This window comes from Actinotalea sp. C106 (assembly GCF_023630195.1).
Taxonomy (GTDB): Bacteria; Actinomycetota; Actinomycetes; order Actinomycetales; family Cellulomonadaceae; genus Actinotalea.
The window spans coordinates 1-1,723 of sequence record NZ_JALPKN010000446.1; the positions used below are offsets into that span (position 1 = coordinate 1).

General features: G+C 76.4%; 2 protein-coding genes. Both read left to right on the forward strand.

Going from position 1 to position 1,723, the window contains the following annotated elements:
* A partial coding sequence (locus L0B03_RS17430) for a beta-propeller fold lactonase family protein (protein WP_250448222.1) occupies positions 1-460 on the forward strand: 460 nt, incomplete at its 5' end.
* A 67-nt stretch (positions 461-527) separates the two neighbouring features.
* On the forward strand, positions 528-1,723 hold a 1,196-nt coding region (locus L0B03_RS17435; protein ID WP_250448224.1), incomplete at its 3' end, for a glycosyltransferase.

Below are 1,723 nucleotides of genomic sequence, written 5' to 3' on the forward strand. Positions count from 1 at the left end.
CGTCGGGCCGGGGGGCCACCTGTACGTCGTGGGCGAGCTCGACCGCGCGCTCCACGTCCTCGCCTGGGACCAGGACGCAGCCACCGCGCGGCCGGTCGCCGTCCTGCCGCTCCCGGGCGGCGACTCCTTCCCGGCGCATCCGGTGATCGACCGGGGCGAGCTGCTGGTCAGCGTGCGCGGGCCCGACGTCCTGGCGCGCTTCGCGGTGCACCAGGACGGCGCCCGCCTCGAGCCGCTGCCGGCCCGGTCCGCCGACGTCTCCTGGCCCCGGCACATGGCCGTCGTCGGGCACCACGTCGTCTGCGCGGGGCAGGGGCCCGACGAGGTCGTCGCCCTGCCGGCGGACCCTGCGCAGGCCCCGCTGCGCCTCGCCGTCCCCGTCCCGGCCTGCGTCGTGCCCGTGGCGTCGGACACAGGCCACGGCGCCCCCGGACGCGCGTCGTCCACGCGTCGCGGATAATCGACCTCTGGTGCCTGGCCGCGCGGCCGTCCCCGGCGCCCCGACGACCGACGGCAGGAGGTGGAGGATGAGCAGCGACACGCCCAGGATCGCGATGCTGAGCGTCCACACCTCCCCCCTGGACCAGCCCGGCACGGGTGACGCCGGCGGGATGAACGTCTACGTGACCGAGCTGGCGCAGGCCCTGGCCGGCCAGGGCGCGCAGGTCGAGATCTTCACCCGAGCGACGTCCTCGACCCAGGCCGAGGTCGTCGAGGTCGCCGACGGCGTGCTCGTGCGGCACGTCGCGGCGGGGCCCTACGAAGGGCTCGACAAGAACGACCTCCCGGGCCAGCTCTGCGCCTTCACGGCCGGCGTGCTGCGCACCGAGGCCGCCCGCCAGCCCGGCTGGTACGACGCCGTGCACTCCCACTACTGGCTCTCGGGGCAGGTCGGCTGGCTCGCGGCCGACCGCTGGGACGTCCCTCTCGTGCACACCATGCACACCCTCGCCAAGGTCAAGAACGCCTCCCTGGCCCCCGGTGACCGGCCCGAGCCCGAGGGACGGGTGATCGGCGAGGAGCAGGTGGTCGCTGCCTCGCACGCCCTGGTCGCGAGCACCGCTGAGGAGGCCTCCGAGCTGGTCGAGCTCTACGACGCCGACCCGGCTGTTGTGCACGTGGTGGCCCCCGGGGTCGACCTCGACCTGTTCACCCCGAGCCACCCCGCGGACCTGCGGCCCGACGGCGGGTCGCAGGCCGGCACCACCGACCCCGTCGCCGCCCCGACCCTGAGGACCTCCGCCCGTGCGGCCCGGCGACGGCTCGGCCTGCCCCTCGAGGACCAGATCGTGCTCTTCGCGGGCCGCGTCCAGCCCCTCAAGGGCGCCGACGTGCTGGTCCGGGCCCTCGGGGAGATCGCCACGAGCGGGCGCCGGGTCCCCCTCCTGGTCGTGCTGGGCGGGCCGAGCGGAAGCCCCGGGGCGCTCGAGGAGCTGCAGACCCTCGCCGCGCAGGCCGGGGTCGCCGGGCGCCTCATGCTCCATCCTCCGGTCGCCAGGCCGACCCTCGCCGACTGGTACCGGGCAGCGGACCTGGTGGCCATGCCCTCGCGCAGCGAGACCTTCGGGCTGGTCGCCGCCGAGGCCCAGGCCTGCGCGACCCCCGTGGTCGCGAGCTCGGTCGGCGGGCTCCGCACCGTCGTGGTGGACGGCAGCACGGGCGCCCTGGTGCGCGGGCACGACCCCCAGCGCTGGGCCGAGGCCCTCACGGCGCTGCTGGCAAG